The sequence below is a fragment of the Mesorhizobium sp. M0626 genome (genome assembly GCF_040320665.1).
Taxonomy (GTDB): domain Bacteria; phylum Pseudomonadota; class Alphaproteobacteria; order Rhizobiales; family Rhizobiaceae; genus Mesorhizobium.
The window spans coordinates 68,354-95,027 of sequence record NZ_JAMYQD010000003.1 but is presented as its reverse complement, the minus strand read 5'-3'; the positions used below and the strand labels follow the sequence as shown (position 1 = coordinate 95,027).

Annotated in this window: 23 protein-coding genes; 10 read left to right on the top strand and 13 right to left on the bottom strand. The window is 60.6% G+C overall.

The window, feature by feature from the left end; all coding sequences use genetic code 11:
- The first annotated feature begins 13 nt into the window (after nucleotides 1-13).
- The gene (locus NKI37_RS04215; RefSeq protein WP_352789518.1) at nucleotides 14-706 is read left to right on the top strand and encodes an amino acid ABC transporter permease; all 693 of its coding nucleotides are present in this window, start codon (nucleotides 14-16) and stop codon (nucleotides 704-706) included.
- Nucleotides 707-983: 277 nt separating this feature from the next.
- Here NKI37_RS04215 and NKI37_RS04210 read toward each other — a convergent pair whose 3' ends face one another.
- The 6 genes from NKI37_RS04210 to NKI37_RS04185 form a co-directional block, all read right to left on the bottom strand.
- Nucleotides 984-1,421, bottom strand: a complete 438-nt coding sequence (locus NKI37_RS04210) for an oligopeptide/dipeptide ABC transporter ATP-binding protein (protein WP_050592897.1) — start codon at nucleotides 1,419-1,421, stop codon at nucleotides 984-986.
- Nucleotides 1,418-1,867, bottom strand: coding sequence for an acyl-CoA thioesterase (locus NKI37_RS04205; RefSeq protein WP_023669863.1), 450 nt, complete (start codon nucleotides 1,865-1,867; stop codon nucleotides 1,418-1,420). Before NKI37_RS04205 ends, NKI37_RS04210 begins: the two co-directional genes overlap by 4 nt.
- The gene (kce, locus tag NKI37_RS04200; RefSeq protein WP_352789521.1) at nucleotides 1,864-2,799 is read right to left on the bottom strand and encodes a 3,5-dioxohexanoate:acetyl-CoA acetone transferase; all 936 of its coding nucleotides are present in this window, start codon (nucleotides 2,797-2,799) and stop codon (nucleotides 1,864-1,866) included. Before kce ends, NKI37_RS04205 begins: the two co-directional genes overlap by 4 nt.
- Nucleotides 2,800-2,830: 31 nt before the next feature.
- Nucleotides 2,831-3,859, bottom strand: coding sequence for an ABC transporter ATP-binding protein (locus NKI37_RS04195; RefSeq protein ID WP_023713978.1), 1,029 nt, complete (start codon nucleotides 3,857-3,859; stop codon nucleotides 2,831-2,833).
- A gap of 77 nt (nucleotides 3,860-3,936) precedes the next feature.
- Nucleotides 3,937-4,674, bottom strand: coding sequence for a GntR family transcriptional regulator (locus NKI37_RS04190; RefSeq protein ID WP_023713979.1), 738 nt, complete (start codon nucleotides 4,672-4,674; stop codon nucleotides 3,937-3,939).
- Complete coding sequence (locus NKI37_RS04185; RefSeq protein ID WP_023713980.1) at nucleotides 4,674-6,008, bottom strand: aspartate aminotransferase family protein; 1,335 nt, start codon at nucleotides 6,006-6,008, stop codon at nucleotides 4,674-4,676. Before NKI37_RS04185 ends, NKI37_RS04190 begins: the two co-directional genes overlap by 1 nt.
- 121 nt (nucleotides 6,009-6,129) lie before the next feature.
- On the opposite strand from NKI37_RS04185, the gene NKI37_RS04180 reads away from it, so the two are divergent.
- The 6 genes from NKI37_RS04180 to NKI37_RS04155 are packed head-to-tail and all read left to right on the top strand — an operon-like array spanning nucleotide 6,130 to nucleotide 12,196.
- The gene (locus NKI37_RS04180; protein ID WP_023696855.1) at nucleotides 6,130-7,185 is read left to right on the top strand and encodes an ABC transporter substrate-binding protein; all 1,056 of its coding nucleotides are present in this window, start codon (nucleotides 6,130-6,132) and stop codon (nucleotides 7,183-7,185) included.
- A gap of 31 nt (nucleotides 7,186-7,216) precedes the next feature.
- Entirely contained in the window at nucleotides 7,217-8,416 is a 1,200-nt protein-coding gene (locus NKI37_RS04175) for an ABC transporter permease (RefSeq protein ID WP_023686279.1), read from the top strand.
- Nucleotides 8,413-9,222: an ABC transporter permease gene (locus tag NKI37_RS04170; RefSeq protein ID WP_050588874.1), complete on the top strand. Its 810-nt coding sequence runs from the start codon at nucleotides 8,413-8,415 to the stop codon at nucleotides 9,220-9,222. The genes NKI37_RS04175 and NKI37_RS04170 overlap by 4 nt, the downstream gene beginning before the upstream one ends.
- Nucleotides 9,219-10,397 carry a M20 aminoacylase family protein gene (locus NKI37_RS04165; protein ID WP_023713984.1) on the top strand — a complete coding sequence of 393 codons (1,179 nt, stop codon included), beginning with the start codon at nucleotides 9,219-9,221 and terminating at the stop codon, nucleotides 10,395-10,397. Before NKI37_RS04170 ends, NKI37_RS04165 begins: the two co-directional genes overlap by 4 nt.
- Nucleotides 10,397-11,830 (top strand): NAD(P)/FAD-dependent oxidoreductase, encoded by a 1,434-nt coding sequence (locus NKI37_RS04160; protein ID WP_023713985.1) that lies wholly within the window; start codon nucleotides 10,397-10,399, stop codon nucleotides 11,828-11,830. Before NKI37_RS04165 ends, NKI37_RS04160 begins: the two co-directional genes overlap by 1 nt.
- A 3-nt stretch (nucleotides 11,831-11,833) precedes the next feature.
- Nucleotides 11,834-12,196: a EutQ-related cupin domain-containing protein gene (locus NKI37_RS04155; RefSeq protein ID WP_023671808.1), complete on the top strand. Its 363-nt coding sequence runs from the start codon at nucleotides 11,834-11,836 to the stop codon at nucleotides 12,194-12,196.
- 541 nt (nucleotides 12,197-12,737) lie between these two features.
- Here NKI37_RS04155 and NKI37_RS04150 read toward each other — a convergent pair.
- The 3 genes from NKI37_RS04150 to NKI37_RS04140 form a co-directional block, all read right to left on the bottom strand.
- On the bottom strand, nucleotides 12,738-13,892 hold the full coding sequence (locus NKI37_RS04150) for a GNAT family N-acetyltransferase (protein ID WP_023747195.1): 1,155 nt from the start codon (nucleotides 13,890-13,892) through the stop codon (nucleotides 12,738-12,740).
- Nucleotides 13,889-14,881, bottom strand: coding sequence for a sterol desaturase family protein (locus NKI37_RS04145; protein WP_023686296.1), 993 nt, complete (start codon nucleotides 14,879-14,881; stop codon nucleotides 13,889-13,891). The genes NKI37_RS04150 and NKI37_RS04145 overlap by 4 nt, the downstream gene beginning before the upstream one ends.
- A 203-nt stretch (nucleotides 14,882-15,084) precedes the next feature.
- Entirely contained in the window at nucleotides 15,085-17,091 is a 2,007-nt protein-coding gene (locus NKI37_RS04140) for a heparinase II/III family protein (protein WP_023671805.1), read from the bottom strand.
- Nucleotides 17,092-17,107: 16 nt separating this feature from the next.
- Here NKI37_RS04140 and NKI37_RS04135 point away from each other — a divergent pair, with 16 nt between their 5' ends.
- Both NKI37_RS04135 and asnB read left to right on the top strand, forming a co-directional pair.
- Complete coding sequence (locus NKI37_RS04135; protein WP_031192949.1) at nucleotides 17,108-18,349, top strand: glycoside hydrolase family 5 protein; 1,242 nt, start codon at nucleotides 17,108-17,110, stop codon at nucleotides 18,347-18,349.
- A gap of 221 nt (nucleotides 18,350-18,570) precedes the next feature.
- The gene (gene asnB / locus NKI37_RS04130; protein WP_352789524.1) at nucleotides 18,571-20,460 is read left to right on the top strand and encodes an asparagine synthase (glutamine-hydrolyzing); all 1,890 of its coding nucleotides are present in this window, start codon (nucleotides 18,571-18,573) and stop codon (nucleotides 20,458-20,460) included.
- A gap of 18 nt (nucleotides 20,461-20,478) precedes the next feature.
- Here the strand turns inward: asnB and NKI37_RS04125 are convergent, their stop codons facing one another.
- Nucleotides 20,479-21,597 (bottom strand): glycosyltransferase family 4 protein, encoded by a 1,119-nt coding sequence (locus NKI37_RS04125; protein WP_352789527.1) that lies wholly within the window; start codon nucleotides 21,595-21,597, stop codon nucleotides 20,479-20,481.
- 168 nt (nucleotides 21,598-21,765) lie between these two features.
- Here NKI37_RS04125 and NKI37_RS04120 point away from each other — a divergent pair, with 168 nt between their 5' ends.
- Complete coding sequence (locus NKI37_RS04120) at nucleotides 21,766-23,205, top strand: lipopolysaccharide biosynthesis protein (RefSeq protein ID WP_352789530.1); 1,440 nt, start codon at nucleotides 21,766-21,768, stop codon at nucleotides 23,203-23,205.
- 41 nt (nucleotides 23,206-23,246) lie between these two features.
- Here the strand turns inward: NKI37_RS04120 and NKI37_RS04115 are convergent, their stop codons facing one another.
- The 3 genes from NKI37_RS04115 to wecB are packed head-to-tail and all read right to left on the bottom strand — an operon-like array spanning nucleotide 23,247 to nucleotide 26,531.
- On the bottom strand, nucleotides 23,247-24,050 hold the full coding sequence (locus NKI37_RS04115) for a WecB/TagA/CpsF family glycosyltransferase (RefSeq protein WP_023725122.1): 804 nt from the start codon (nucleotides 24,048-24,050) through the stop codon (nucleotides 23,247-23,249).
- Nucleotides 24,047-25,384, bottom strand: a complete 1,338-nt coding sequence (gene wecC, locus NKI37_RS04110) for a UDP-N-acetyl-D-mannosamine dehydrogenase (RefSeq protein ID WP_023686301.1) — start codon at nucleotides 25,382-25,384, stop codon at nucleotides 24,047-24,049. The genes NKI37_RS04115 and wecC overlap by 4 nt, the downstream gene beginning before the upstream one ends.
- The gene (gene wecB, locus NKI37_RS04105) at nucleotides 25,377-26,531 is read right to left on the bottom strand and encodes a non-hydrolyzing UDP-N-acetylglucosamine 2-epimerase (protein ID WP_023804769.1); all 1,155 of its coding nucleotides are present in this window, start codon (nucleotides 26,529-26,531) and stop codon (nucleotides 25,377-25,379) included. The genes wecC and wecB overlap by 8 nt, the downstream gene beginning before the upstream one ends.
- Nucleotides 26,532-26,674 lie beyond the last annotated feature (143 nt).

The window sequence follows — 26,674 nt, the reverse complement described above, 5'->3', positions numbered from 1 at the left end:
AGGGTATTCAACCATGTTTGATACCGATATTTTGCTCCAGGACACGCAGGAAATTCTGAGTGCCGTACCCGTGACCGTTGGAATAGCACTCTTGATTTTCGTCCTGTCGACGATAGTCGGCAGCATATTCGCGCTGATCGAATACAGACGGGTGCCGGTTCTGCGAGAGCTCATCATGACTTACAAGATCGTCTTCAAGGGCGTTCCAATGGTCATCGTGATTTTCCTCGCCTATTTCGGTCTGCCGCCCGCATTCCAGTTCCTGTTCTCGTTGCTCGGGATCAACTTCAACGCTCACGAAACCCCCAATTGGGTCATTCTTGTCGTTGCGATTACCGGCTGTGTCGCCGCGTTCCAATCCGAGATTATCAAGGGAGCCCTGAATGCATTCGACACCGGTCAGTCGGACGCGGCCCATTCGCTCGGCTATACGGGCGGCCAACTGTTTCGACGTATCCTGTTTCCCCAGGTGGCCCTCACGGCAATTCCCGACCTGACGACTTCGATGATGGTCATCATGAAGGCGCTTTCTCTCGGATTCGCCATCGAGGTCGTCGATATCTTCGCCCAGTCCCAGCTGACCGCCGCCCTGAACTACTACTACCTCGAAGCCTTCGTGATTGCCGTCGTGATCTACATGGTGATTGCCTATATCGTCACACAGATTGCCGACAGGCTGGAGCAGGCGTTGAGGGTGCGGACGTGAGGCGAATGTGGGATAGAATCGTCAAGCTTCGGATATCGAGCCGCACCTGGGAGGCAATTCTTTCGGGGATGAAAAGCTTGAGGAGAAACCCAAGTAGCCGATGCATGTACCGCTGAATGCCGACTGAAGCACCGATCGCGCCGACGCAACGTTGCGACTGTGCCGACCAGAGGAATCCGGTCTCCGGCTACTGGCATGGAGATCCCCAAGCCGTATTCGGCGCCGCGAGTACGCATCAATATTGGAGAACCTGGGCCTCTCCGTCTCCCACGCCGGTTTATCCGACTTGTCTCACGTCGTATTCCTGCAGGATACCCGCTTTGATCCGACCAGCGAAATGACAACTTGCGAGATTCGATTCCGACAAGCTGTTGACCGGAGGCGATGTCTCACAAACACTTTGCACGGCAGGGCAGCGCGTACGAAAACGGCATCCGGTCGGCGGATTCACAGGGCTTGGCACATCTCCCTTTAGAATGATCCGCTGACGTTCGCGCTCCTCAACTGGATTTGTCGACGGGACCGCGCTGAGCAGCGCCTGTGTATACGGATGTGCGGGCTGGCTATAGAGCGCGCCGCTCTCACCTTCTTCCATGACGCGGCCGAGATACATCACGTAGACGCGCTGTGCGGCCTGGCGAACGATGGCCAGATCGTGCGCAATGAGAAGACATGACATTCCGAAATCATCGCGCAGCTTCAGAAACAGGTTCATGATCTGCGCTCTGACCACGCATGCGCATCGGCTTCACCCCTCGGGAGATTTGCGCTCGCTTGTCGGGCCTTGCCTTCGATCTCGATCTTGCTCCGCGCTTGAAGATCGAAGCGCACCGTTACGGTGCGCATGCGTGCATGCAGCACATCGTCCAGCGTGCCGCGCATTTCATGCAGATAGGTCAGAGACGACTTCCCAACCTTTTCGACAACCGAGCGAATGGTGACCAAGGTTCCAACCGCGGTTTCGTGCGCATAGTCGATCTCCATCCTGACGTCCGCCCAGCCGAGAGTCGGCGTTAGATTGGGAGCGGCAATCCTGCCCAGCAGTTGAAAGCTGGCATCATCGAACATGGCGACGTAGTGACGAACGTTGAGATGGCCCATCGCGTCGCACATCCAAGGGTGCACGACGCCGACATAGGTTTCAATGCCGGGCGCGGTCAAAACCCGACCTCGTTGCCACCCTTGAGATCCAGCAGCTGCCGCGCCTCTTCGGGCGTCGCTATTTCAAGCGAGAGTTCGCCAAGGATTCGCTTGATCTTGGCGACCTGCTCGGCATTGCTCTTGGCAAGCGCGCCCTTGCCGACATAGAGACTGTCTTCCAGCCCAACCCGCACATTGCCGCCCATGATCGCTCCCATCGTGCAAAGGTTCATCTGATGCTTGCCGGCTGCAAGGATCGACCAGAGATAGTCGTCTCCGAACAGTCGCTCCGCCGTGCTGCGCATATGCATCATGTCTTCGGGGTCAGAGCCGATTCCACCTAGAAGTCCGAAGATCGTCTGGACGAAAAGCGGTGGCTTCAGCAGCTTGCGGTCGAGAAAGTGCGCCAGCGTGTAGAGGTGACTGACATCATAGCACTCGAACTCGAACTTCGTCCCATAGGCCTGGCCGACCTCGACGATGATGCGCTCGATCTGCTGGAACGTGTTGGAGACGATGCCGTTCTTGGTGTCCTCGAGATAAGGCTTTTCCCAGTCGAACTTCCATTCGGTGTATTTTGGCGCGATGTGGTGCAAGGCAAAATTCATCGACCCCATGTTGAGCGAGCAGAGTTCGGGCTTGGCGGCATGAGCGGCTTCGAGACGTTCGTCGAGCGTCATCTTGAGGCCGCCGCCGGTAGAAATGTTCATCACCGCGTTGGTTTGCTGCTTGATGCGCGGCAGGAAGTCCATGAAGAGCTTGGGATCGGGGGTCGGTTTGCCCGTCTCGGGGTCGCGGGCATGCAGATGGATCACCGAGGCGCCAGCTTCGGCTGCGCCGACGGCGGCATCGACGATCTCTGACGGCGTTATGGGCAGATGCGGGCTCATCGTCGGCGTGTGGATCGAGCCGGTGACCGCACAGGTGATGACGACTTTCGGCGATTTCTTCATGGTTAGAGTCTCCCTTGTCTGCCTTTTGTTGTTATCTATCGAGCGCGAGGCAATCCTCACGACCACAGCCCAGCCGGATCGCCGTACCTGGATCGAGCTTCGGCTGAGACGATGAAGTGGCTAGCTTGACGATGAATTTCTGGCCGCTCGCGGTCGCGGCGACGAGCCGGACATGATCGCCGACGTAGATTGATTGAACGACCGTCGCCGGAATCTCGTTGAGCGCCGTGACGCCGTCCTGCAGAACGGACAGGCGCTCGGGCCTTATCGACAGCGTCACCCTGACACCCGCAGAAAGCGCAGCACCGCAGGACATGGCGTTCAACACAACGTCGCCGTCGTCGAGGCGGACGGATACGCCGCCATCCTCGCTCCCGGCCAGCACGGCACCCAACATGCGGTTGCTCTCGCCGATGAAACTTGCGACAAAGCTCGCCGCGGGACGCTCGTACAGTTCGCGCGGCGTCGACAGTTGCTCGATGCGGCCGGCGCTGAACACTGCGATCCGGTCCGACATGGTCAGCGCTTCAGTCTGGTCGTGCGTGACGTAGACGAAGGTCACGCCCAGCCGGGCGTGAATATCCTTGATCTCGAACTGCATCTGCTCGCGCAGCTGCTTGTCGAGGGCGCCAAGCGGTTCGTCCATCAAGACAAGATTTGGTTCGAAAATCAGGGCCCGGGCAACCGCCACGCGTTGTTGCTGCCCGCCCGAAAGCTGCGCTGGCCGCCGATTGCCGAATTCGGGCAACTGGACCATGTCGAGAACGTTCCCGACACGTCGCCTGACCTCCTCGCGGCCAAGTTTGCGGACCTCGAGCGGGAAAGCCAGATTTTCGGCGACCGTCATGTGCGGGAAAAGCGCGTAGTTCTGGAACACCATGCCGATGCCGCGACGATTGGCGGGAACGTTGTCGATGCGCTGACCGTCAATGAGAATTTCGCCCTCGGTCGTATCTTCGAATCCTGCCAGCATCATCAACGCCGTCGTCTTGCCGGACCCGGAAGGGCCTAGCAGCGTCAGGAATTCGCCGCGCATGATTTCCAGGTCGAGCTGGCGCACCGCTTGGACCGCATGCCCGTAGCGCTTGCTGACGCCGCGAAACTCGACGTGAACCGGCCCACGCGGAGATCCGCCCATCACCGAGCCTGCGCCTTCGGATCACGGCGCACCGAAGTCGAGCGCTTTCGAGCAGGCTGCGCCTCAGCCGCCGCCGCGGCGCGAAGAATGATGTCGGCGGCCTCGCGCAGATCGGCCACCAAGGCCTTGCGCGCAGCCGCGCCATCGGCGCGACGCAGCGCCGCGAGCATTTCGTCGTGATGGTCCAGGCCCAGGCCGTAGGTCACGTCCGAGCGGACGATGTTCAAAAACGGTCCTGCCTGCAGCCACAATTTCTCGATGATCTGCTGGATGAGAGGTGACCGCGCGGCATGGTACATCGTGAAATGGAACCGCCTGTTCAGGCCGAGATAGTTAGCCATGACGTTGCTCTCGACGCACTCGCGCATCAGGCTGTTCAGCTTCGCCAATTCATCGAGTTCTTCGGGCGTGATGGTCGTCGCAGCCCATTCGGCCGCGGTCCCTTCGACGCTGCAGCGCACACGCACGAGATCCGAAATACGCGCCACCGTGGCCTCGGGGACGATGACGCCCCGGTTTGGGTGGTCGAACATCGCCTCGTCGCTGACGAGTTGCCGCAAGGCCTCGCGCACCGGCATGGCGCTGGTCCGGTACTGTTCGGCAAGCTGTCGCACGACCAGTCTTTGGCCGGGCAGGAAGTCACCGTTCATCAGTGCTTCCTTCAAGCCCGTATGGACACGAACATGAGCTGTCTTTTGCGCGGCCGAGCCGGCGGTGGCATCCTTGCGATCGAGCATCAGTTTGTCCGGCGGGGCAGTATTTTGAGGTTGCTCGACAGGAAATCGTCGAATGCGGCGGCGAAGCCGTCGAGTTCGGCGTCGCCAAATGGCAGTGACAACGCCAGCATGCCGCGCGGCGTCACGTAGTACCCTCGCAACAGCATCTCGATATGCCACAGCGCAATCACCGATGGATCGGCATCGTCGAGCCGCGCCGGCTTGTCCACCGGCCCCCTGACGAAATGCAGGTTCATCAACGACCCGCGCCCTATGACGATGCCCTCGACGCCATGTCGTTCAAGGGAGACGTTCATCGCTTCACGCAAGCGATCGCCGCGCGCATTGATGGCGCGGCTCGCCTCTTGCGTCAGCACCTGCGTCAGACCGGTGAAACCAGCAGCCATGCTGAGAATATTGTTGTTGAACGTCCCGCCATGCGAGAACGCACCAGGCAAAGCCGGATCGAAGCGGTCGACGAGGTCGGCGCGTCCACCGAATGCGCCAAAACTCGCACCGCCGCCGATGTACTTTCCGAGCGTCACGAAATCGGGAAAAATTTCATGCGCACCATGGAGCGCTCGATAGTCGAGGCGCGAGGTCATGACCTCGTCGAAGATCAGCAGCGCGCCGGTCTCCTTCGTCGCTGTGCGCAGCGCCTGCAGGAACTCGCGTGTCGCCGGGATGCAGCCGCCGCCGCCCATCATCGGTTCGACGATGACGGCGGCAAGCTCGTCGCCCTGTTCCTTGATGAGCGCCACGGCGCCTGCACTATCGTTGTAGTCGGCGAAAACAAAGGGGAAAGGCAAATTGAGCGGTGAGCCGCCATGCGCAAAAGTCAGTACGCCGCCGTGATAGCCTTCCCGGAAGGCGAGTATCTTCGAACGCTTCGTGATGGCGCGAGCGGCGGAAATCGCCATGATGTTCGCCTCGGTGCCCGAGTTGCAGAAGCGCACGCGCTCGATGGCTGGAAAACGCTCGACCACCGCCGCTGCCAGGCGCGCCTCGTAGCGGTTGGGTGCACCCAGCATGATGCCGCCCTGTATGACGTCCACAAGGGCCGCCGAAATCGCCTTGTCGGAGTGGCCGTAGAAGCCGGCGCTGTATTCCGAGACCAGGTCGACATAGGTATGGCCGTCCAGATCGGTCACCCTGCAGCCCTCGCCGGAGACGAACGAAACAGGGAATGGCGGGTACCAAAGTACAGCCCTCGTATTGCCGCCCGGCAACGATGCCGCGGCCTCGTTCTGACGCGCCAGGCTGTTTGGGTTGGCGTCAGCGAAACACTGTCGCGCCTCGTCCAGAACAGCAGCGAGACTGACATTGGCGCGCACGTCTCTAGTGCCTTGCAGCATTCGATCAAATCCCCTTGTCTTTTTAACTTTTTTGCACCCTATCGCAAATTCCTGTTGCTAATCAATCCATTTTGCGTTTGAAATTTGATCAAATCCGCAACGATAAGAAAGGGGAACTGCGATGAGGACTTATCTGCAAGCCGTATCTGCCGCCGCTATCTGCCTCGCGACCTCGACTTTTGCCGCGTCCGCGGCCGATCCCGTCACGGTGGTCGGCTGGGGTGGTACATGGGACAAGGCCTACAAGGATGGAGTCTGGGACAAGTATACCGAAAAGACGGGCGTCCCGATCATCATGGAAGAGTGGGGCGGCGAGGTCGCCAAGGTGCGTGCCCAAGTGCAGGCGGGCAACATTACCTACGACGTCGTCTCGGTGGAAGCGCCCGCCATGGAGGTCGGCTGCGCCGAAGGCCTGTTCGTCCCGCTGACGCCCGAGATCACCGGCGACGCGGCGAATTATCTCCCAGGCACCCTGCATGAATGCGGTGTCGCGTCCGACACATGGGCAACGGTTCTTGCCTACAACACCGATGTCTATAAGGGCGACGCCGCGCCAAAGAGTTGGGCGGACTTCTGGAACGTCGAGAAATTTCCAGGAAAGCGCGGCCTCTACCAGCAAGCGCAGTTCACGCTGGAAAACGCGCTCATGGCCGACGGCGTGAAACGCGAGGACATGTACAAGGTGTTGGCCACGCCGGAAGGTGTCGACCGGGCTTTCGCCATGCTCGACAAGATCAAGCCGAACGTCGTCTGGTGGTCCACCACGACGCAGGGCATCCAGAACCTCGACAGCGGCGAAGTGACGCTCAGCGACGCGTTCAATGCACGCATCACCAACGAAGCCATCAACGAGAAGAAGCCCTACGCCATCGCGTGGGACGCCGGCTTCTTCTACGGCACCGACTACTGGGCCGTGGTGAAGGGCGCACCGCACCAGCAAGGCGGGCTGGATCTCCTCAAGTGGTTCTCCATCCCTGAAAACCAGGCCGGCTTCTCCAAGCTCTATGCCTATGGCACCGGCCGCAAGGAAGCCGCCGACCTCATTCCCGCGGACTGGAAGGCCAACCTGCCGACGTCGCCGGAGCACCTCCAGTACGGCGCCGCCTATGACAACGACTTCTGGACCGAGCACAAGGAAGCGTTGGAAGAACGCTTCAAGGCCTGGCTCGCGAAGTAACTTGGGCATGTTGGTCGGGACAAAACCGGCTATGAAGCGACGCCAACGGGGCGGCATGCTCGCCCTGTTGACGGCTCCGCTTATATTATTCGTCGTCATTCTGTTTCTGTGGCCGGTGGCGCGCTTCCTCGCTCTGGCCGTCGACAACTCGGATTTCTCGAACAACCTGCCGCGCACCATTGCCGCTCTTGCCGGCTGGAAAGCAGAGAGCGGCCTGCCTGGCGAACCCGTCTTTGCAGCACTCGTCGAGGACCTGGCCGACGCGCGGCGCGCCGGGAAGGAAGGCGTCCTGGCGCAACTCGTGAACCAGCGCGTTGTCGGTAGCCGTTTCCTCGTCATCAAGACGGCAAAGGATGCGGCCGACGGCAAGCTCGGCATGCGCCCCGTGCGCGACGAGGTGCTCGCCAAACAGGCCGGCTGGAAAAACATCGATCTCTGGCAGGTCATAGCGCGTCAGCAAAGCGCGCGAACGGACTATTATCTGCTTGCGAGCCTCGACCTGAAGCGCGGCGCGGACAATTCGATCGAAGCCGTTTCGGCCGACCGCGCCATCTTCGTCGACGCGCTGCTGCGTACGATCTGGATCAGCATCGTGGTGACGGTCATCTGCGCGGTGCTCGCCGTGCCGCTGGCGCAGGCGATCGTCAGCGCGCCGCCTGCCTGGTCGAAGCTGATGTTCGCGCTGATCCTGTTTCCGCTCTGGACATCGCTGCTGGTGCGCACCGTCATCTGGATCATCGTGCTGCAGAAGAACGGTCCCGTGAATTCCACACTGCTCGGATTGGGTATCGTCAGCGAACCCCTCGACCTCATCTACACCCGCTTTTCGCTGTATCTGGCGATGGTTCAGGTTCTGCTGCCCATGATGGTCCTCTCCGTCGTCGCCGTCATGCGGCGGGTTCCGACCACCTACATGCGCGCGGCGCTGTCGTTGGGGGCGCCGTGGCTCACGGCGTGGCGCCGCGTCCAGTTGCCGTTGATCCTGCCCGGGATCCTGTCCGGCGGGGCGATCGTTTTTGTCTTCGCGCTCGGCTATTACATCACCCCGACGCTTGTCGGCGGGCCGACAGACCAGATGATCTCCAGCTACATAGCCTTCTACACCAACAGCACGCTGAACTGGGGCATGGGCGCAGCGCTTTCCCTGCAACTGCTGATGATCCTCGTATTGTTTGCGTTCCTGTTCTGGACGGCATCCGTCCTCTTCCGCAGCAAGGCGCATGTCGCATGAGCGCCGACCGCTTCCGGAAAGGGCTGATGTATGCCTATGCGGCGACGTTGCTGGCTTTCATGATCCTGCCCCTGCTGATCGTGGTCCCCATGTCGCTGACCTCGAGCAATTCGCTGGCATTTCCGACGCCGGGCTGGTCGTTGCGCTGGTATGCCGAACTGTGGATCGACGAGCGCTGGCCGAACGCGCTGTGGAACTCGGTCGTCATCGGGCTATCCACCACGGTTCTGGCTTTGCTGCTCGGAATACCTGCGGCGATCGGGCTCGCCTGGGGTGATTTTGCCGGGAAACGGATCCTCTACGCGATCATCGCCGCGCCTTTGGTGACGCCGGTCGTCATCGTCGGCGTCGCGGCCTTTTCATTCTTCGCCACGCTGGGACTCGTTGGCAACAAGCTATCGATCATTCTGGTGCACACGGCGATGGCCGTGCCTGTGATGCTAACCACCGTCGTCGCCAGTCTTTCGACCTTCGACCGGACGTTGGTTCGTGCGGCGGCATCGCTGGGCGCCGGCGCCATGCGCACCTTCTTCAAGGTGGTGCTGCCGCTGATAGCGCCGGGCGTCGTTACAGGGGCCATCATCGCCTTCATCATTTCTTTCGACGAAGTCGTCGTCGCAAGCTTCCTCTCGACGGGCGCGGAGCGAACCTTGCCCCGCATGATATTCTCCGGGGTGCGCGAGTCCATCAGCCCTGCCATCGCGGCTGTCGCCGTGCTGCTGATGGCTTTCTCGGCGATCCTGCTTGGGCTCATCGCTATCCTGCAGAGCCGCTCGCAAGCTCTCCGCGCAAAGGCATCGGCATGAAACTGGTTCCGCCGGTGCAGCAACTCGAGACCGAGATGACGGCGTGGCGGCGGCATCTCCATGCCAATCCCGAGCTCGGTTTCGAAGAGTTCGAGACGGCCCGTTTCGTGGCGGACAAACTGCGCGCGTGGGGCATCGAGACGACCGAAGGCGTCGGACGCACAGGTGTCGTCGGCACGCTCAGGGGCAGGCTTGGCGCTGGTCGCAGCCTTGGCATCCGCGCCGACATGGATGCCCTGCCGATGACTGAGGCACGGCCGCTGGCGCATGCGTCCCGCACCCCCGGGCGGATGCATGGCTGCGGCCATGACGGCCATACCACTATGCTGCTCGGCGCAGCCTCGGCGCTTGTTCGCTCGCCCGACTTCGCCGGCACGGTGCATTTCATCTTCCAGCCGGCCGAGGAGGGTCGAGGTGGGGCGCTTGCCATGCTGAACGAGGGCCTTTTCGAGCGTTTCCCCTGCGATGAAGTCTACGCGCTGCACAATTGCGAACGGCCGCTCGGCGAGATCGCCGTCCACCGCGGAACGGTGGCCGCGGGGGCCGATCGCTTCGAGATCGTCGTCCACGGAAGGGGCGGCCATGCGGCGATGCCGCATCTGGCGATCAATCCACTCCCCATCGCCGCGCGCATCCTGCTGGCAATCGAAGCCCTGCCCGGCCGCGTCACCGATGTGCATTCTCCCGCAATCGTCACCGTTGGCAGCCTGCGCGCAGGCGAAGCCTTCAACACCATCCCCGATACGGCGTTTCTGACCGGCACCGTGCGCACCTTCGACCACCAGGTTCAAAAGGCGCTGGAGACGGCAATCCGCCGCATCGCGAAAAACGAAGCTGAAGCTTTTGGCGCCGGCGTCGACCTCCGCTACGAAACGCCCTTCGCACCGACGATAAACACTGCGGCGCAAGCCGACGCGATGATCGCGATTGTGAACGAGGTGATGGGACCGGCAAGTCTCGTCATCGATCCGCCTCCCGAGATGGGTTCTGAAGATTTCTGCTACATGCTGGAACAGCGGCCCGGCTGCTATTTCCTGCTCGGCCAGGCCGACGATGCGCACCAGGCCGCGGCTCACGACACCAACTACGATTTCAACGACGCAATCCTGCCGATTGGCGCGAGCCTTTGGGTCAGGCTCGTGGAGCGCCGCCTATCAGCCAGAGGCGCATCGTGATGCAACTGACGGAAAAGGACATCGTCTGGCGAAGCCATTGGCTGCGGCAGGCCCTGCCCGAGGACCCAGACCTTGCGCCTCCGCTCGAAGAGGCGACGCAGGCTGACATCTGCATCGTCGGCGGCGGCTATCTGGGCCTGTGGACCGCTATACGCCTCAAGGAGCACAATCCCGCCTTCGATGTTGTCATCGTCGAGCGCGACATTTGCGGCGGTGGCCCGAGCGGCCGCAACTCCGGCATGGTGCTCTCGGCATGGACGAAATACAGCGCGCTCGCCGCGCTGCGCGACGGAAACGATGCACTTTCGATCATCAAGGCATCCGAAGCCGCAATCGGCGGCATCGAGGCTTTCTGCAAGGCCGAGGGAATAGACAGCTGGTTTGATCGCATCGGCTGGATCTGGGGTGCGACGTGCGAAGCCCAGCTTGGCGCCTGGGACGACGCGTTGAACAAGCTGGCGGCGCATGGCTACGTGCCGGCGCGACGAGTTTCGCGCGACGAGATCGCAGCGATAGCCGGCACGACGAGCCACCTCGGCGGCGCGTTCGATGCGTCGTCGGCAACCGTGCATCCCGGTTTCCTCGTGCGCGGCCTGCGCCGGGCAGCACTAACACGCGGCGTGCGCATCTATGAAAAGTCGCCGATGACGCGGTTTTCGCGCGACGGCACGCTCAAGGTGGAGACGGGGAGAGGCACTGTGTCCTGCGGCAAGATTGTGCTTGCCATGAATGCATGGTCCGGCGCCATTCGAGAACTGGCGCCGGCAATCTTCAACATCTCCAGCGACGACGCCATGTCAAAACCCATTCCAGACCTTCTCGACAAGATCGGCTACCGCCGCGCGCCGCTGATGATCGATTCCCGCGTTTTCGTCGGCGGTTGGTCGCCGACGCGCGATGGTCGGCTGTCTGTCGGCGTCAGTGGCGGCGTCATCGGCCTCGGCGGCATCGTCGACAGGCGGTTTCATGGTCTATCGCCACGGGTCGCCGACATGCGCCGCGCGTTGCGGGATGGTCACCCGGCGCTCGCCGACTTTCCGCTCGATACATCATGGAACGGCCCGATCGATCGGACCGTCAGCGGCGTGCCACTGTTCGGCGCCCTGCCCGCCAACCGCGACATCGTCTACGGCTACGGCTTCTCCGGCAACGGCACGACGATGGCCTATCTCGGCGGCAAGATCCTGACCGGCCTGTTGACCGGCGGCGAATCCGAGCTCACCCATTCGGCGCTCGTGCGCCCAGTGACGCGAGGCTTCCCATCCGAACCATTCCGGTTCGTCGGCGCGCATTTCGTTCGTGGCGCGGTGCGGCGGCGCGACGATCTCGAACATGCCGGCCGAAAACCCGACCTCTTGACCAGATGGCTCGCGGGACTGGCCCCGTCCGGCGTCACCCCTTCGAAAGCCAACCTCCGCGCAAGGAAAGGATAAACGGTGTCCAAGGCCAAGATCTTCAAGCACAGCGAATTGACCCTGAAGCCGTCGGTCACACCGACTGGCACATCCTCGATTGCCCGCGTCATCAATGCCGATATAAGTCGGACCATGGGCGGCGGCATCGAGTATCTCGAGAACGCCTCGATCGACTGGACCGTGACCTACGACGAGGTGCTGTTCATCCACGAGGGCACCTTGACGATCGAACTGGACGACGGTCGCCATGAGTGCAATCCCGGCGATATCGTCTGGCTGCCAAACGCCACCCACCTGAAATACATCGCCACCGAGCGTACCGGCTATTTCTATTGCCTTTACCCGTTCGACTGGGCAGCGCGGCAGGGAACGGTAGAACCCTGAACTGACAGGCACTCCTTTTCCATGCGTTGGCCATCCGCAGCGCAGTTCCGAACCCGGGGCGTCCAGACATCGACTCCGGCTCACACTCCTTGGGTTGTCACGTTCATCATATGTCATGCTGGCGCGCATGTCTGGCGGGAGATTGCAGCGACACAGCTCAGCCGCAGCACCTAAGCAGGAACCGGTAGTTCGACGAGTGGGCGGAAAGGCGGTAGCGCTCTCCCGCTACCAGCCTACCTTAAGCTACTGAAATTATAGAAAAAACGCCGACCTATGGTAGCGCCCTGTCCGAAAAAATCTTCAATGATTTTCAGGACCTAGCCTGCTACCGTTGTGACGCCAACGAACGTGTTGCAACGCTTCGCAGACGACAAACTGCGCCTCGAGAGACGTGATTTGCGGGAATTGGCTGAAGTCTGCACCTGCGGACCCATTCGGTCCCGATTCCGAGGCGCAATCGACGCGGATTTTCGAATGGCGCGCCCATGTCGCACGCCAGCCCTCAACGCTCGGCGGCTTATGCCCAAGTTATCCAGCTAAATTAAGCAGTCTCATCGGGCGGGCGCTCTGGATTCGCCGACGCCAATCCGCGTGAGCGTACGCGGATCGTCTGACAGATACGATCAGCGAGAGAAGCGAGCGCGCCCTGCACAGTGCGTGCCCCAAGAACGGATTGGAGGGTAACGGCCTGTGTTGCAAACCTATGTTTGAAGGCCTCTCCGCCACAGAGGAAATCGACCAATCCCAAGCCGTGATCAAACGACCACTGTATATACTCCGTAATCAGGACCGCACCCGGCGACGCTCGGCTAAAATCAGGGTCGTAGGTGGTAACGAATGCCATCATGACGTTGTGCTGGACGATGTTGATGGAAACCGCGACCATCGCACCATTGCATTCAAGTACGAAAATGCGCAGCACACCGGCGCGTGACAGCGCGTCGACCAGAGCGGCAAGAACCGGCTCGCCCTCTTCGAAAAGGTCGGATTCACGCGTGTGCTTTTCCAGCCATCTGCGCTTCAGCGCCGATAGTCGCTCCAGCAATGGCTGCAGCGGCTCGTCGGCCGACAGGAGGCGGAATTTCACTTCGCCTGTTTCTTCCAGTATCTTGATGCCGCGCCGATAGTTCTGGCGCATCTTTTTCGGCTGGTCCGCCAGCCACGCTGCTCCGCTGGCCCACTGTCCAGCGACGCGATAACTGACTTCCTCCCGGTGATTGGCGCGAAGCTTGACGCCGCTGGAAGAGGCCGGTGTAAAAATCCTGCGGGCTGCCGCATCCGGAGACAGACGATTGATAAAAGCAAGATCGAAGCCACCTGCCGAACAGATCCGGTTCCAGAGGTTCTGGAGGGCCGATAGGGAGCATTCCGGCGCGACAAGAATATCACCATAGTCCGTATAGCTATTGGCGGCCCATTCGAGGAGCCGAAGTCCTTTTCGTCTGCCGATCGCCAGGGGAATGACAGCGACCAGCCTGTCATCGCTCCATACCAGGCCGATCCGCAGCGAGCGCCGGTCGCGGTCACGCACGGTGCTCCACCATGCCGAAACCCAGGCATGGCTCTGAAAGATCAGTGCATGGGTACGATGCCATAGGTCTACCCATTCGGCTTCGATGGCGGCCAGGCGATCCGTCGAACTGACGATTTCCAGTCGCTCCGCACCAACAGCGTCAATCGAAGCCATTTTGTTCATGGTTGGAGACGGTCCTGCGGCTGCGCGACATCGATGCGCTTTTGAAAAAGTCGCATGATATGGTTTGCCATTTTCTTGAGCGGCAGCACGTAAAGTCCGAAAAGCGACTGATAGTCGCGTACGTCGCGATCTATCAGTCCAAACTTGAGGTCTTCGTCCGGATCCGGGATGAACTGCGTTCCGAATATGCGATCCCAGAATGAAAAAAGCAGCCCGAAATTCTTGTCGTAGTGGCGAGGGTCGACACTGTGATGCACCTGGTGCCAGTGCGGACACAAGATGACGCCGTTCAACCGGCCGAAGGAAATCTTCAGATGGGTGTGGCGAACAAAGTCCATCATGAGAATGTTGCGAATGACATAGACGTTGATGCCAAATATGGCGATCTCGACCGGATCAAGCGCAATCAGGCTCCACAAGCCGAAACTGATCCCCGGTATGACGCCGTCCCAGATCCGGTTCATCAGATCGTCCAGGGGGTGAACCCGGTCCTTGGTGATCCCAACCATCACTTCGGCCGAATGATGCACCTTGTGCAATTCCCACAGGAACGGGAAACGGTGCTGGGCAACGTGATATAGGTAGTAGGAGATATCGTAAGCAACGAGCATGGTTGCGGTGAAGAGGATGATCGTCACTGGGCCGGCGGGGCCGGGTATCAGCGGTTGCGAGATGCTGAAGAGCCAACCGACTGCCTGGTTTGTTGCATATCCCGTGGCGGCAACGAAGGTGACACCGGCGGGAATGAGCAGGAAGGGCATCACCAGCCTTTTCGTGATCCAGAACAATGCGTCCGCTCGCGCCGATGGGTGCATGATGACTTCCGCGGGAAAGGCGAAGTCGAAAAAGTCCCGGAAGGATTTCTGTTCGACCGTTCGCCAGTAGGCGACCACCGCGCTCCCCAGCGCCGTGAGCAACAGGAGACCGAGTGTCAGCAGATCGATGTGTGAGAGTTTTTCCACGATCACTCTGGCGAATTCCGAAAACATCGATGCAGTGGCTCCTAGGTGGTGAAATGGTGATCCGGCTCGTCGCGAAGCACATATTGCCAGGCCTATCATATGCTGCCCGCAACTGTGTATCGGGATGCGACTGGCAGAACAATCATGGCCAAATTAGCAGATCAACGGTGTCAAAACCGCTAAATATCTGAACGTAATTAATGTCGAACGCTGCGCCTGCAACCTGCCCGTTATCGGGTCTGCGGCGGACTTGGCGCGAGCCGGATGACTACTCCCTTTTCGCCTACTTGGCCACGCCATGCGAGGCGTTCGGCTGGCTGCCTTGCACCAAAACGCGGCGAAACCCAGCCGCCCTGGCCCGGTGTGTCGCCGCCGGAACGGATGTGGATCGCTGCGTCTGGAAAGTGGATAGTCATCAAAGGTTCAGCGCCGCGCAATATCGTGACAATGTTTCCATCCCTGTTGGCGTGGAGGTCGGCGGCGAGTTGGAAGACGATCTCAGCGACGCGGCTGCCGCCGAGCAGTTGGTCGGTCACGAGGATGCCGTCGCCATCGCGTGTCACGGCGCGTTGATGCACAACGCCGAAGCGGCCTTTGTACCCGTCATGTCGGGCACACAGCCTCCAGTGCGGCCCCGGCTCGCTCTCCACCAATGTCGCAACCGCCTTGTGCGACCAGTTGAACGCCCCGGAGATGATGCTTTGGCTTTTACCCTCTAGGTTCAGCGTGTTGTGCGCCGGCGTCGAGCGGAACCAGTCGCGCCAGCCTCCCCCCGAACCATAGAGCCATGTGCCGGGGTCGACCAGCACCGGATCGCCGTCAATGCACAGGGTGAGCGACAGCGCGTCGGCATGACCGTGCGCCGCTATCGAAAGGTAGCCCAGCGGGCCGTGGTCGTATGTCAGATGGACGTTGCGACCATTCATCTCGCCGCGCCAGACGGAGAGCCCGCCTTGCGTGAATGTATGCAATCCATTCGGCACCGGCGCCGGCCGCGGTGGCGCGCCGAAGAAAAGCGCACGAAAATCGCCAGGCTCCGGTGCGCTGCCCGGCATCCGTAGAAAACCACGGATGGCGGCCGCGACCGATCCGACATAATCGGTTTCGCCCCCCAGCGTGATCACGCGGCCTTCATCATTGTCGCCGAAGCCGCTGGTTTTCGGCGGGAGCCAGCCTGCGAAATTGGCGAAAGCGGCCAAACGCGCTTCGACGGGCTGGGGAAAAGGCAGTCCGGCCTGGCGCGCCGCCGCAGCGCACAGCAGGAAAAGTTCGGCACTGAAGGCGGCGTAGGTCGGGGTCTGCTCGGCCCCGGCGCCATCGGCCAGGATCTGTTTGAGCACCTCAGCCAGGAGCGACTCGCGAGCCACCTCGGCCCCGAAAGCCAGACCGATCAAATATTCGCCAGCCAATTCCGCGACGAGATGGTTGTTGGCGGACGAAAAACGGGAGGGAAACCGCGGCAGCCAATAGGCGCTTGCCGCCAGTATTTCACCGACTTTTTCTCGCGTCGCCGCGCCAAGCCGGTCGCCGACGAGGTCGAGCGTGACAATCAGGCTGATGGCTCGTAGCGCGACCTCGATGCCCGAGGCCCAGCCAACGCCCCGAAATGGTGGGTTGGCGAAATGCCAGCTCTCGATCGCCGCCTCGATGGCCGCACGGGATTGATCATCGCCGGTGAGAAGCAGATGGGCAGCCAGTGGCGGCAGTTGCTGCAGCCGGTTGATTTCCCAGACATATTTTACATCGCCACGGCCGGTGGCATGGCGAAAATCGATATCGAAAGTATGGGTCTTGGGGCCTGGCCAAAGCCGGCCGGTCACCGGATCAAGGCGCCAGAGCTCGGGTGGAAAGAGAGTATAGGGGTCTCGCTGTGGCCAGGTCTGCCCAAGTGCTGAAAACTGGCCCCGAAGAGTGTTTTGCGCAGCCGCCTCGATAGCTTGCCGCTGGGCTGGTGTCGCAGCGGCCGGCACAGCATTCCGCAATCCGTGCAGCACCGGGTGCAACTGCGGCGACGCATAGCGCTGCCAGCCGTTGTCGCGGCGGCGCGAAACGGTCCTCCGGCGCTGCTCGTCCAACCGATGCAATATCTCGGCCAACTCCATGCTGCGCAATCGGTTGAAATACCACCCGACCCTCATCCGCGCTCCGCCAAGATTTTGATCCTCATACACCATCCCGTCGAAAAAGCGTGTGGCGGCATCCTCTTTTCCGTTCCCGCGGTTAATATCTTCGGCCATGACGCGGAGTTTTGCGATGAGAAAAGTTGTCTACGTCATAGCGTGCGCGCTTGGCATGGCTTTGTCAGCCGAGGCGGCGCCGATCCCGCTTGAGCGCGGCGTTGGCGTCCATGAATGGCTCAACTGGTCGCCGGTGGAGAAAGATGGTTCCTACAAATGGCCGCCCTATCGCAGCGAGAAGGAATGGCTTGCGGGCGGCAGGCCGCTCACCGATTGGCCGGACGGCGACCAGTTTGGTCGCATTCGATCCATGGGCTTCGACTTTGTCCGGCTGAGTGTCGACCCTGGCCCTCTGCTTGCCAGCGAGGGCGCCAAACGACAACAGGCGCTGGACATGCTTGCCGCTGCGGTGCAGCGGGTGGTTTCAAGCGGGCTCAAGGTGGTTTTCGATCTGCATGGCGTCAGCCAGGTTCCGGCCTACAGCATGGAAATGATCCATGGCGGGGCCGACAGCGAGGGTGTTGCCCGCTATCGCAAAATGGTAGTGGCGGTGGCTGCCATGCTGATCAAAATTGGCGCCGACAAGGTCGCCCTCGAGCCCTATAACGAGCCCGCCTACTACCCTTGCGATTCAAGCGGCAGCGATGACTGGCAGCGGATCATGGCAGGCACGGTTCGCGATATTCGCGCCGTCAGCAGCGAACTCACCATCGTCGCGACCGGCGCCTGCGGCGGGAGCATCGCGGGACTGGTCAACCTGGACCCCAACTTCGACGACCCCAACGTCTATTACAGCTTCCACATGTATGATCCGCACAGCTTCACGCACCAGCGGGCCGATGACAAGAACGCTTTCTCCTCCGGCCTTCCCTGGCCTGCCGACGCCAGCACGCCCGAAGTGGTCGCCGAAACCCTCAAGGCGCAGATGGACGCCGCCGGCTTGAGCCAGATCGAAGAGGTGATGAACATGGCCTCGGCGCGTGAAACGATCGCCCGATACTTTGAGCAGAATTGGGGGCAGAGCCAGCTCGAAGCGGGTTTCCGTCAGGCGGTCGACTGGGCTGAAGCCCATGGCATAGCGAGCAGACGCCTGTTCGTGGGCGAATTCGGCGTTATCCTGATGTCTGCGGATGGCCGCATGGGAGCTTTCGATGCTGATCGCCTGCGCTATCTCATGGCAGTGCGCAGAGAGGCGGAACGCTTCGCGATGCCGTGGTCGGCCTGGGAATTCTCCAATCCTTACGGAATGAGTGTTATCCAACCCAAGGGGCCTGCGATCCCGGACCGGGAGATGTTGCGGGCACTGGGCCTGCCATAACTCGTCATCGGGTCAGGATCGGTTCGAGCGGTCTGCCTGGTTGCTGGCGATCAATCGCGTGAAACCAAGGACTGTCGTCTCCAGTTGCAGCCGAGAGGGCCTGATCGAACCAAATCAGGCTCAGTTTTAAAATCACTCCACCGAGCAGCTATTTAATATATTCGCTGTAGATTGGTGTCCTCGATCATACGCAAACAAGGGAAAGAGGGCCAAGGGAAAGAATGTGCGGAATTGCCGGCTGGATTGGGCGCAGGGTCGAGAAGCCACAAGATCGGGCCGCCGGGATGTCGAATGCCTTGCAGCATCGTGGTCCCGATGCCGAAGGCATCGAACTCCTGGACCTGAACACAGGCGAGGACCAGTTGGCATTGGTGCATCGCCGCCTGGCGATTATTGACTTAAACGCCGATTCAAATCAGCCGATGCAGACCGAGGACGGACGGCTCCGGATTATTTTCAACGGCGAAATATACAACTACATCGAGTTGCGTGAGGAGTTGATCGGTCTCGGCCACCGTTTTCGCACACGCTCCGACACGGAAGTGCTGCTCAGGGCTTATGACCAGTGGCGCCTGGCCATGTTCGACCGATTGAGCGGGATGTTCGCTTTTGCGCTGTGGGACGCTCAACGGCGCGAATTGATCCTCGCTCGCGACCCCTTTGGAAAAAAACCCCTTTACCTCATGCAAGGCAGAAATTTGCTGTCGTTTGCCTCGGAGATCAGCGCGTTGTTGTCTGCGCAGCCAGATGGCCAGCAGCTCGATCTGGATGGAGTGCGCGAGTATCTGACCTGGCGTTACGTGCCTGGACCGCGGACGCTTTTCAAACAGATCCGCAAGCTCAACCCGGGAAGCTACGCTGTGTGGTCGCAAGGGGAAGTAACGGAAACGCGCTACTATGCGCCCCCGGATCAGACCGATCTGACAGCGGATATCGATCCAGGAACCGCCAAGCGGCGATTTCTGGAATTGCTCGACCGTTCTGTCGAGATCAGGATGCGCAGTGATGCGCCGTTTGGCGCCTTTCTATCCGGGGGGCTCGACTCGTCGGCAATCGTTGCCCTGATGACCAGGCACAGCGACAACCCCATTCGTACGTTTTCGGTCGGTTTCAGCGAACAGGCTTACAGCGAGCTTCCATTCGCCCGGCGCGTCGCCGATCATTTCAAGACCGATCATTGCGAAATCGTCATCCAGGCGGATGACCTGATGAATCATCTGCCTAAGATGGTCCGCCATCGGGGGGCACCTGTTTCACAAAGTACGGACATTCCAATTTACCTGATGTCGGTTCGAGCCTCGCGGGACGTCAAGATGGTGCTTACGGGCGAAGGGGCGGACGAGATTCTCGGCGGCTACCCCAAACATCGCGCAGAGTCTCTGGCGGGTGTCTACCGGTCACTTGTTCCAGCGTCGCTTCACAACAATCTCCTCGCCCCTTTGATGCGCGCATTGCCCGGCGCATCGGCCAAGTTCGACATATTTGCCCGAAGCGCGGGTGAACGGGACTTTGCAACCCGGATGATCTCCTGGTTTGGAGCCATGACGGCGCGGGAACGCGATTCGCTCCTCGGTGGGTTGGCCACTTGCGGCCATGACCGCAACGATTTCCCGTTCTCTTCGAGTGTGACGGAATCCCATCTGCGCCGTGTGTTGTTTTTTGATCAGACATCGTGGTTGCCCGACAACCTCTTGGAACGGGGCGACCGGATGATGATGGCCGGTTCAATCGAGGGGCGAATGCCATTCCTTGATCGCGATCTGGTTTCCTTCGTCAGCCAACTGCCCGATCGTTACAGGCTGGGCCTCCTGCACAGCAAACAGATCCTGCGCGACTGCATGGCCGGCATGGTTCCCGACGAGGTCCTCAACCGCCCAAAGATCGGCTTCAAGGTGCCCGTCGCCGAATGGTTCCGCGGGCCGATGAGCGATTATGTACGGGACCATCTGTGTTCGTCCCATTCGGTCATCCGTAGCTATTTGAGCGCCAAGAAGCTGGACCAGATTGTCAGGGAGCACGCCGAGCGCGCCGCGGACCACGAAAAACTGATATGGGCGCTTTTGAACCTGGAGATATTCCACCGCGAATTCGCGCTTGGCCCGCCGCAGTGACGACAATGAAGGACAGCGTCAGCGCTTGACCGATCGCGCCTCGGACGCGACCGATCTCCAGACATCGCAGATCGCGTCGACAAACGGTGCAAGCTCAAGCCTTTCCCGGTGCACCGCCATGGCGGCGGCGCCAAGCCGCGCGCGCAGCGCCGTATCCTCGACCAGCCGAGTTAACGCCTCGGTCAACGCCGCCACATCGCCGGGCGGCACCAACAGACCGGATTGTTCGTGGGTGATGATGTCCTCGACCGCGCCAACCGGGGTGGCCACGACAGCCAGGCCGGCCGCCATGCCTTCGATCACCGACATTGGCAGATTTTCGGCGAACGAGGGGAGCACCAGAATATCGGCCGAAGCGATCAGTGATGCGACCTCGTCAGGTCCCACCCAGCCCGGAAAAGCAATACGGTCGGCAATCCCTAGAGCGACCGACCTCGCTCGTGCCGGCTCGACCTCACCATCGCCGGCGATCGTGGCACGCCAACCCCTGAGATGTTTCATCCGCTCCAGCGCCTCGCCCAACTGCGGCACGCCCTTTCGCTCGCCGATGCGGCCGAGGAACAGGATGTGCACGTGATCGCCTCCGCCGACATGCGCCAGGGAAGGAACTGCCGTGGCGTTGGGAACGATGACAATATTGCCGCCGTTCGCCGGTGCCCGGCTGGCGACGAAATCGCGCCAAAGCTCCCCCAGGACAATCACCCGGCCGGCATGCTCGAACAGAGCCCTGATACGGCGGCTCATGAAACTATGATCATCTTTCCAGAATGTCTGATACTGCGCCCCATGCAGATGAAGGACATATGGTATCGACAACAGCCTGGCGCAGGCGGCGATCATCATCTTGCGATAGGTGCTGCCGGAGACCGATATATTGATGTGAATGACGTCGGCGCGTCTGTCGAGGCGGGCCGCAAGCATCCGCGCGCAAAAACCAAGCATGTAGAAGATCGAAAGCCCGACATGTCCCGGGCCACGGCTGGAAAGAAAGCGCAGATCGATGTCGGCGATCTCTTGCCGTTCGAACTCCTGCTTCAGCGCCCCCATGATCCGGTCGATGCCGCCTTGTCCCGAAACGCCCGAGGGCGTTGCGACCAGGACATGTATTTTTCTATTGTGGGCGAGACGCTGCAACATGACACCATTTGGATTGCGGATGCCGGGTGACCGTAAAGCAAAGGATCCAAAAAAGATTTACGACAAATCTTTTGGTTCAAACTGTATCCGTTCACCCTTTGCCGTCATCGTGCTGGAATTCCCGTCGGTCAACGATTAATCGACGGCAAATTTTCCGGGAACAACCCTTTGCTGCTCCGTTCCACACTCATCTATGGCCCAGCTATTCTGCTGACGCGGGTTTCCGCTCTGCTCCTGCTGGTCGTCATGACGCGGCTGATCGACCAGACGGAGTATGGCCTGCTGACCCTGGTGGTCACCGTGGGCGAAATGACGGATGTTGCCGTTACCAACTGGCTGCGCATTGCCTTGCTGCGGCTTGGCGGAAAAGGCGACGTCAGCCGTGGCAGCCTGATGCTTGCCGGACAGGTATTGCTTGTCACCACGGTGCTGGCCCTGATCATATCCGTGATCGCCTCGGCGGTGATCGTGCCGGAGCGCTGGATCGAATTTGCAATCGCCGTCTGCAGCTATCTGATTGCCGGCTCCATCAGCCGGTTCGCGTTGACGGTGCTGCAAATGCAGCAGCGTCATTCCCTCTATTCGATGCTTGAATATCTGCGCGGCCTGCTGCAACTCGCCTTGCCGATCGCCGCCATCCTTATCTTCCAACGCTCGTTTCTGACGGTATCGCTCGGCTCGAGCCTCGCCGTGCTGATTGCCGGCATCGTGGCGTGCGTGGTGGCATCCGGGCGCGTTATTGGCGGCCCGCCGCGCTTCACCCACAAGGAGTTTTTTGCCCTCGGCGTGCCCCTGGTCATCATGGCGCTGGTCGGTTTCGGTCTCAACAGCGCTGAACGCGTCTTCCTCAAGCTCTACTACGATGCCGGCGCGGTGGCTGTCTTCGCAGCCGCCTACGCATTGGCTCGGCAGCCGATCGATATGGTCGCCAACGCAATCAACATGGGCGCATTTCCAGAAGTGGTCAGCCGCTTCGACGAAGAGGGATCCGAGGCGTCCGGGCGGTTGTTGTCGCAACTCATGGCTTTGATGATACGCCTTTGCCTGCCGGTCGCAGCAATGCTTATCGCGCTCAGCGGCGACATCACGCGACTCCTGCTGCCCGCGGAATATCATGGTCGCTTCGGCCTGCTGTTCCCGATCATCGCCTTCAGCGTTCTTTGTGCCAATCTCACAAGCTTCGTTTATGGCGTCGTGGTGCACGCACATAAGCGGCCGTGGTTGCTGATCATCGCCAATTCCTTCGGCTCGGTGGCAACGATTTCACTGTCTTTTCTGTTGATTCCCACCATGGCGGAGGTTGGCGCGGCTTTGGCGTTGGCGGGCGGATCGCTGGCAGGTCTTGCAGCCTGCATCGTCATCGCCGAGAGGCTCACGCCGGTGCCGGTTCCCTGGCGCGACATCGCTGTCTCGGTCATCATTTCTATCTGCACCGGACTGGCCGCCAGCCTTGCCAGCACTGGGCTGGGCAATATGCCGGCGATCTTTCCGCTCGCGGCGGGCGGTGTCGCCGGCGCTGCGGCATTCCTGGGACTGACCTGGTTGTTTCACCCCGCGGCCGTGACGCAGTTCATCGGCAAGCTAAGGGCACGGCTCCGGATCGCATAAATCCCGCGCTATGAGGCATGCTTGTCTGAAAAGTCGCGAGCCTACGGATTGACGTTTCGGCGTCCCCGGCGAGACCAGAACTCACGCCACAGCAGCAGTGCATAGGCGGTGTTGGTATCGTAGTAGCGGCGCCACAAGCGTCGCGGCTCCTGCGCCACGCGAAACAGCCACTCCAGGCCGGCCGCCTGAACCAGTTTCGGTGCCCGGGCGACCTTTCCACCATAGACGTCGAAGCTGCCGCCCACGCCCATGACGAAACTCGGAGCGAGTACGTCGCGATAGCGCTTGAGAAAGCGCTCCTTGCTCGGCGTGGGCATCGCCACAAACAGGCAGTCGGCACCTGAAGCGTTGATGGCCTCGACGATCGCGGCCTCTTCCTCCGCCTTGAAATACCCATTGCGCCGGCCGGCAATGGCCAGGCTCGGATGATCTCTGGCAAGTCGGCTTTCAACTGCGTCGAGAATGTGCTGTTCAGCGCCCAGCAGGTAGGGGCGATAGCCACGCTTGGCGCACAGCGCAAGCAGGTTGATCATGACGTCGACGCCCGTCACACGCTCCGGCAACTCGACGCCGCAGAGCCGTGCGCCCCAAAGCACGCCTTTGCCGTCGACATTGACCATATCCGCCCCGACGACATCCTCGCGCAGTTCGGCATTCTTGCGCATGTTCACAAGCTTGGCGACGTTCACGACAACATGATGAAGCGGCCGCCGCGTCGCCATCGCCTCGTCTGCGATGGCCAGCGTCTCGGCCATGGTCAGCGCATGGATGGTCGCACCGAGAAACTCGCGGCGGCGTGATGCCAATAGGGAGTGTTGCGCCCATGCCGGGTCATGCGAGTTCATGCCGCTTCTCCGGTGCGAGCGAGAGACTGCGAGCGTTCCATTTCGGATTTCTTGCCTTCGATGCGGGCGTCGGGCTTGCGCGCCTTGCGCCAGGTCCACAGGCCCCGTGTGTCGACGAGCTTCTTGTCCTTGAGCGCTTCGGGATCGATCAGATTGAATTGTCGATGGTCGACCAGCAGGACGACGATATCGGATTGGTCAATAGCGGAAAGTGCATCGGTGAACATGACGCCGCTGCCCTCGAGCTCGTGTGGCAACTGACGCGCATTGGGCTCGGCAGCGACGATCTTGATATTGGGAATCTTGGACAGAAGCTTAACAACCTCGACAGCCGGGCTCTCGCGCATATCGTCGATATTGGGTTTGAAGCTGAGGCCAAGACAGGCGATCGTCTGCTTGCGGGTCGGGTCGAGCAATGCCTCGATGTCCCTGACCACCGACAAGGGTCGCTCGGAATTGATGCGCCGTGCCGAACTGATCAGCCGCGTATTGTTCGGTGCGGCGTCGATGATAAAATACGGATCGATCGCAATGCAGTGGCCGCCCACGCCCGGGCTCGGCTGCAGGATGTTCACGCGAGGATGCCGGTTGGCGAGATCGATTACCTCCCAGACGTTGAGCGACAGATCCTGGCACACCGCCGCAAGCTCATTGGCGAAGGCGATATTGACATCGCGGAACGCATTTTCAGTCAGCTTAACCAGTTCCGCGCTTTCGGCCTGGGTTATGAACAGGTCGCCGGCGACGAAGCTTGAATAGAGTGCCGCTGTCCGCTCCGAAGACTTTCGGGACAGTCCGCCGATCGAGCGATCATTGTTGATCAGCTCGGTCAGCACCTTTCCCGGCAGCACGCGCTCGGGAGAGTAGGCGACCAGGACGTCAGCTTCCTCGCCATGCGCAACGGGAAATTTGAGATCGGGTCGCAGTTCCGCGAGCAGCGCTGTCATGACACGCGTCGTACCGACCGGCGATGTTGATTCCAGCACCACCAGGTCGTCCCGTTTTAGCACCGGAGCGATGCTTCGCGCTGCCGCAAGCACGTAGCTGACATCCGGCTTGCGGTCCGGGGTGATCGGAGTTGGAACGGCGATAATATAGGCATCGGCGGGCTGAGGCGTGCTGAATGCCTTGAGCTTGCCATTGGCGACAACTTTCTGGATCAAACCATCCAGGTCCGGTTCGATGATGTGGATTTCGCCGCGGTTGACCTTCGCGACCACCGCCTCGTTGATATCGACACCGATGACATCGAGTCCGCGGCTGGCAAAAATGGCACAGGTCGGCAGGCCGATATAGCCCATGCCGATAACGGAAACGGTTTTGATTTCAGCCATGATTCAGCAATTCCTCAACGATCCGGCTCGCAGCTTGGCCATTGCCGTATGGATTGTGCCTCTCCGCCATGCCGCGATAGACGCTCTCATCATCGAGCAGGCTATTGGCATTGGCCAGAATTTTTTCGATATCGGTGCCGACCAGCCGGGCAGTACCAGCGGCGATCCCTTCGGGTCGCTCCGTGTTTTCCCGCATTACCAGCACCGGCTTGCCGAGTGAAGGCGCCTCTTCCTGCACGCCGCCGCTGTCGGTCAACACCAGGTAGCTCTGTTTCTGCAGGTACAGGAACGGCAAATAGTCCTGCGGGTCGATCAGGTGGATGTTCGGCACCGTCCCGATTTCGGCCTCGACCACGGAGCGCACATTCGGGTTGGGATGGACCGGGTAGATGATCTGCACATCCCTGCGCGCCGACAATGCCTTCAGCGCGGTGCAGATTCTCTGGATGCCGCCATCGAAATTCTCACGGCGATGACCGGTGACGAGTATCATTTTCTTGGTCGGATCGATGAAGGGGAAACGAGCGGCGAGCTTGGCGTTCATCAACTTGTCGGCATCGATCTCGCTGGAGAAATGCAGCAGCGTGTCGATCACGGTATTGCCGGTTACGAAGATGGTGTTCGCAGCCTTTCCTTCGGCGATGAGATTGTCGCGCGCCTCGGTGGTCGGCGCAAAATGCCAGGTGGCGATGTTGCCGGCAATCTTGCGGTTCAGTTCCTCCGGAAAGGGAGAGTTGATGTTGTGGCTGCGCAATCCCGCCTCGATATGGGCAACCGGAATGTGCTTGTAGAAGGCAGCTAGAGCCGCGGTCATCGCGGTGGTTGTGTCGCCCTGGACGACGACGATGTCCGGCTTCGCCTTCTCCAGCACCCCCGCCATTCCGAGGAGCACGCGCGAGGTCACGTCGAACAACGTCTGACCTGGCTGCATGATGTTGAGATCGTAGTGCACCGGCAGGCCCGTCAGTTCAATGACCTGATCGACCATCTCGCGATGCTGGCCCGTCACACATATTTCCGTGGTAAAGCCCGGATGGGCAAGCGCGGCGCGCGCCACCGGAAAACATTTGAGCGCCTCCGGCCTCGTGCCGAACACGATCAGCAGTTTTCGCCTTGAGGGCAATTTCGGATGTGAAACGGCGTTCATGGTTGACCCTGGTCACCGAAAGCGTGGGCGCCCGGCTGATATGTGCTTACAGCCTAACAATAGCGCCCTGAACCGCCTTCGTATTCAAAAAAATTAACGTATGATTAACGCTAGAGTCCGCAGCCCCCCTTGGGCAACCCTTG